At 34.5% G+C, this 6,181-nt stretch carries 4 protein-coding genes; all 4 read right to left on the bottom strand.

Annotated elements, in window-relative coordinates:
* Positions 1 to 455, bottom strand: a 455-nt coding sequence (locus LBV24_RS11320; protein ID WP_224478768.1) for a hypothetical protein, incomplete at its 3' end; no start/stop codon positions are given.
* A gap of 2 nt (positions 456 to 457) precedes the next feature.
* A complete protein-coding gene (locus LBV24_RS11315) occupies positions 458 to 1,492 on the bottom strand; it encodes a right-handed parallel beta-helix repeat-containing protein (protein ID WP_224478767.1) in 1,035 nt (344 codons plus the stop codon).
* Between the two features lie 155 nt (positions 1,493 to 1,647).
* Positions 1,648 to 3,558: a molecular chaperone HtpG gene (htpG, locus tag LBV24_RS11310; RefSeq protein ID WP_224478766.1), complete on the bottom strand. Its 1,911-nt coding sequence runs from the start codon at positions 3,556 to 3,558 to the stop codon at positions 1,648 to 1,650.
* A gap of 155 nt (positions 3,559 to 3,713) precedes the next feature.
* On the bottom strand, positions 3,714 to 6,158 hold the full coding sequence (locus LBV24_RS11305) for an alpha/beta hydrolase family protein (protein ID WP_224478765.1): 2,445 nt from the start codon (positions 6,156 to 6,158) through the stop codon (positions 3,714 to 3,716).
* Positions 6,159 to 6,181 lie beyond the last annotated feature (23 nt).

Here is a 6,181-nt window from a genome sequence, read left to right as displayed (position 1 = left end):
AGATCATCTTTAAATCTAATATGAAGGATATTAATGTCATTGACTAAACTGCTAACATCAATATCAGTTAAAAGATTAAAGCTGGCTGTAGGAGTGATTGGTATATATTGAAGGTTTTCGCCATCATTAAACGCATATTCATAGCCAACTATAGTACTTGCAGAATCGAAACTGCTAGGTGGTTTTACGAATATTTTACTGATAATGGAGCTCCATTTACCATTATCATCTAAAAATCGCATATGAATAACATTTACATCATTGGTTAAGTTGCTAACATCAATGTTGGTGACTAAATTTAGACTGGTCGTTGGTGTCACCGAGACATACTGAAGTCCTTCACCATTATTAAAGGCATATTCATAGCCAACAATAGCATTTTGAGCTGTATTGTGGATAGTAAAAAGCAAGCTTAATAATATCCACAGCTGTGGAATTACTTTAAGTGCTTTCATACCTAGTTATCTTGAGCTTCTACAGTGATATCAACTTGTATATTTCCACTGGCATCTGAAGACCCAGAAATAGTTTTACTTACAATGTGTGGGTTTGTTGGTATAGAAAAATCTTTCCAAGGATATACACCTCCATAAAGTCCAGTTTGTGTGCCATCGTCACCTAAATTTGATAAAGCTCCTGTCTTTAAGTGATAATCATGAACATAATCAAAAATAGATCCTGTTTGGTCTACTAATACATCTGCACGAGACATATTGTAATTACTAGTTAAAACAGGATCTAATCCTAAAGTTGGATTGGAATGACAAAATATATTATTCATCCACTCACTTTGTCCATCGCCAGAGCATAAATATGTGTATTCCTGAAGAAAGATATTGTTTCTAAATACACAACTATTGGCATAAGTTATAATTGGATAGCTTCCGTTATAATATGAAGTAATAAAAACATTATTGACGAATTGTAAATTAAAAAATGGACCATTACTTCGATGTTCTATAATATTGTTACTAAACGAACTACTTCTTAAATTATGAGTAGAAAGAGAGTAAATAACGTTTTCTACAAACAGATTATTATTACTGGTATTAGTGTCTCCAGTACCTTGTGCTATAAGAGAATCAAAATGATTTCGTTTAACCACAATATCGTTAACAGATACATCGTTTGCATCACCTAAATATAAGCTACCACTTATATTGACCCCTTCTAAGTAGAATCCATCCGCATTGTCACCAAGATATACATGTGCAGAAATAGTTGTTGCTTGAGTAGCTGAGGTTGCATCTGGATGGTGTCCTGCACCAAAAATGGTGAGTTGTTTGTCAAATAATGCTGGAGGTGTAAAGGTTCCTCCAGGTAAGTAAATGGTGTCTGTGGCTACGGCGGCGTTATATGCATCTTGCAAGGCAGAAGTGCCATCAAAATATTGCACACCATTTGTTGGGCTGTGCAATGCTACTACTTTTTGAGCATTAATTGAAATTGTGCTACAAAGCACTAATAACATAAAAGTATAAAGTGATTTCATGATAAAAATTTTGGTTAAACATAAGTTATGAAGCTAAAGTTTTAGCTATTTTCTTACAATGATATTTATCATGAAAAAAACCGTCAAACAATAAATTTGACGGTTTTCAGTGCAGTTTGTCGAAAACTTGTATTACAAAATGCTTTTTGTAAAAATTATTTAATCATATCATAGCTTCGTTTAATGAAGTTGGTTAACTCTTCGCCTTTCAATAGGCCTTGTGATAACCTTGCTAAATCTAAACTCTGATTGATTAAACGCTCTTGTTTTTTACGTGTTTTGGTGTTTAGAATTTCATTCACTAAATCATGATTTGTATTTACTACCAAATTGTATATCTCTGGCATGTTCCCCATACCAAACATACCGCCTCCGCCAGTTTGTTGCATTTCTTTCATACGACGCATAAATTCTGGCTGTGTAATAATAAATGGTGACGCATTACTATCCATTGCTTCTAACTGTACCATGAATTTTTCAGAAGGAACAACCTCTTTTAATAACTCGTCTAATTTGGTTTTTTCATCTTCACTCAACTTAGAGATAGTTGTATCGTCTTTCTTAATTAAGTTATCTATGTGATCAGCATCCACACGTGCAAAAGAGATGTTTTCTTTAGATGTTTCTAGCCTTTGCATTAAATGACTAACTATTGGTGAGTCTAATAATAAAACCTCATAATCTTTATCCTTCGCCGCTTGTATGTAAGCATGTTGCTCATCTTTATTAGATGCATAAAGAATCACCATTTTATCATCCTTGTCGGTTTGTTTTGCTTTAATAGCATTTGTTAATTCTTCAAAGGTGTAAAACTTGCCATCTACACTTGGGTATAGAGCGAATGCATCTGCTTTTTCAAAGAACTTTTCTTCAGATAACATACCATACTCAATAACAATTTTAATATCGTCCCATTTTTTCTCAAAATCTTCACGATTATTATTGAATAATGATTTCAGCTTATCAGCTACTTTTCTAGTGATGTAAGATGAAATTTTCTTCACATTTCCATCAGCTTGTAAGTAACTACGAGATACGTTTAATGGAATATCAGGTGAGTCTATAACACCACGCAACATAGTTAAAAACTCTGGTACAATACCTTCAACATTATCGGTTACAAATACTTGGTTTTGGTATAACTGAATCTTATCCTTTTGAATGTTAAGGTCATTGGTCATCTTTGGGAAATACAAGATTCCCGTTAAATTGAATGGATAATCTACATTAAGGTGAATATGAAAAAGTGGTTCTTCAAACTGCATTGGGTACAATTCTCTGTAGAATGAGCTGTAATCTTCATCCTTTAAATCTGCTGGTTGCTTAGTCCAGGCCGGATTAGGATTGTTAATGATATCATCTACTGTGATTTGTTTGTGCGGTTCTGTAGTTTCCTTACCGTCCTTATCTTTTGTAGTTTTTGGAGTGAACTCCGGATCGTTTATTTCCTTAGTTCCAAATTTAATCGGAATAGGCATAAACTTGTTATATTTTGTGAGTAACTCTTTTATTCTTGCTTCTTCAAGAAACTCCTGTTCATCCTCAGAAATATGAAGAACTATTTCTGTACCTCTATCTTTTCTGTCAGCTTCTTCTAGAGTGAATTCTGGTGATCCATCACATGTCCAACGTACCGCAGGAGCATCAGTATGAGATTTTGTTATAATCTCTACTTTGTCTGCCACCATAAATGATGAGTAGAAACCTAAACCAAAGTGACCTATAATCCCTGCATCTTTTCCCGCATCCTTGTATTTATCTAAGAATTCTTCTGCACCTGAGAATGCAATTTGGTTGATGTATTTCTCAACTTCATCAGCTGTCATACCAATACCTTGGTCAATGATATGAAGCTTCTTGCTTTCCTTATCAATTTTTATTTCAATTTTAGGCTCACCATACTCTGATTTAGATTCGCCAATACTCGTTAGATGTTTTAATTTCAGAGTTGCATCCGTAGCGTTACTGATTAACTCACGTAAAAATATTTCGTGGTCACTATACAAGAATTTTTTAATTAACGGGAAAATGTTTTCTACCGATACATTAATATTTCCTTTTGCCATGATATGTTGTTTTTTTATCCCTGTATTAACAGGTTTGATTTTAATTGTTTAATTCGCTTATCCCATGTTCAAATAAAGTACCAAGTCTTAAACTGTGACAAGATGGCATAAAAAAACCATTCGCTATGGAATGGTTTTTCGTTTTGGGAATATTTTTAATTTTTGATTGTTTCTTTAACTTCAATCTTTTCTTCTTTCTTCTTTTTATTCTTCACATGCTTTTCTAACCATTGATCTTGCTCCCATAGCATATGCATTATAGATTCTTTGGCTCTATAACCATGACTTTCTTTAGGTAGCATTACCAGTCTAACAGGTGCGCCTAGTCCTTTTAAGGCATTAAAATAACGCTCGCTTTGCAATGGATAAGTCCCAGAATTATTGTCTGCCACACCGTGAATAAGAAGTAATGGGGTTTTCATTTTATCTGCATGCATAAAAGGTGACATATTGTAATAAATTTCTGGAGCTTCCCAGTAACTACGTTCTTCACTTTGAAAACCAAAAGGCGTTAATGTTCTATTATAGGCTCCACTTCTTGCAATACCTGCAGCAAATAAATTAGAATGAGACAGCAAATTGGCTGTCATAAATGCACCATAACTGTGCCCTCCAACTGCAACTTTTTCTCTATCAATGTAGCCTAAATTGTCAACTGCGTCTATTGCCGCTTTACCATTAGCTACGAGTTGTGTTCTAAACGAATCGTTAGGTTCTTCATCACCTTCACCGACTATTGGGAATGCCGCATCATCTAGCACCACATAACCTTTTGTCACCCAATAAATAGGAGAGCCCCAATATGGGTACACAAATTCGTTTGGATTAGCCGTACTTTGAGAAGCACTTGCCTTGTCCTTATATTCCCTAGGATATGCCCATAAAATCATTGGATATTTTTCATCTTCCTTATAGTCTAATGGTAAATAGAGCGTCCCTTCTAGATCTAAACCATCATCACGTTTGTAGCTGATGACGCGTTTGTCCACCGTTTCAAGGCTTTTAAACGGATTTTCAAATGTTGTTATAGCTGTGAGATCGTTTTCTTTATTTATATTCCTAATGTAGTAATTTGGATATTCGGTTTTTGACTCAATACGAACCAGTATTTTACCTTTTTTCATATCTAAGGCACTATTGAGACTTTCTAACTTATCTGTAAACTTAGATTGATAAAGTCGCTTAGTTCTGCCTGTTTTTGTATTGTATTCATCAATGAAAGGAAACTGTCCTTCCTTTGAATATCCATCACCCATGAGGTAAAGTTTATCACCGTTCATATTAAGTGTGTAGCGACCGTATTCATTTTTTGAGGTCACAAAATTTCCAGGATCACTATAAACATCTTGATAGTTTCTATCAGAAATGACTTTGGCCTCAGCAGTAGAAGGATTAAACATATATGTTTTGGTATTTCTTGTATTCCACCAATAATCATATGCCATTGCTGTATTGTCATTTCCCCATTCTATCCCGGCAAAACGTTGTTTTGTTTTAAGGATCATTTTTTTTGATCCATTAAATGGTGCGTTCTGCTCATATACAGCATCTCTATATTCTACTTCTATTACCGGATCACCGCTATCTAAAGCTTCAGCCCATACCAAAGTAGATGGCTTGTCGCCTCGCCATGTCATATTGCGTTTACCAAGTCTGGTAGACATAAATCCTTTAGGTCTAACTTCATCTAAAGGAACTTCATTTACAACGGTTACTTTATTGCCATTTTTACTATACATAGTGCTTTCACTAGGAAATCTGCCATATGTTACTAAATAAGAAAACGGTCTTTTAACCTTTGTAATCATTACATAATTACCATCAGGCGAAAAGCTTATGCCTCTATACATATCAGCACCTAGAAAATCGTCTACCTTACCATCAATGGAAACCTTTTTAATCTCAGATCGTGCTAACTGTTCAAAGTTAAACTCGTCATTAGGTGTTTTTAATAAATCTTGATAGGTTCTATTTTGTGCCTTAGCACCATCACTTACCGAAACAGTTGGTCCAGTTGGTACAGCAACTGCCGTATTTATCAATGGTTTTCTATCAGCAGGTAACATTTTAACCAAAAGATTTTGGTTGTCCTTAAACCAATTTATTGTACTTCCCATATTGGCATTGACCTTAGCATCTGTAAGTTTAGTAACCTTGGCATTGGCAATATTTAATACCCAAACTTCTACTCCAGTAGATGTTGTATTAAGGCAGGCGATCATACTTTCATCTGGAGACCATCTAAATCCTGAAAGTCTTGCGTTTTCTGGTAACCCAGAAACTTGTTTTGCGTCTTTATCTTTTACACCTTTTACCTTAATATTAGTATAATAATTAGTTCTGCTTCCAATATTAGTTACCGGATTAATTCTAAGACCAGCTAATCTTAATTCTGTTTCAGATAACTCAGCAATTGATTTGTATTGATTGCGATAAAGCAATACCATTTGCTCACCTTTACTGTCAATTTGAACGCCTGGAGCTAATTCTACATCAGCAAGTTCTAAAATCTCATCAGAAGGTTGTTGGTATGTAAGATTCTGCTGTGCAAAACCATTAATCACGAAAAGAAATACGAAGATTCTAAGTAATTGTTTCATTATTTTTTGATTATGGATTAGTG

The organism is Winogradskyella vincentii (assembly GCF_020166345.1).
GTDB lineage: Bacteria > Bacteroidota > Bacteroidia > Flavobacteriales > Flavobacteriaceae > Winogradskyella > Winogradskyella vincentii.
Note: the sequence above shows the minus strand (reverse complement) of the source record. Positions and strands in the feature narration are given on the sequence as shown.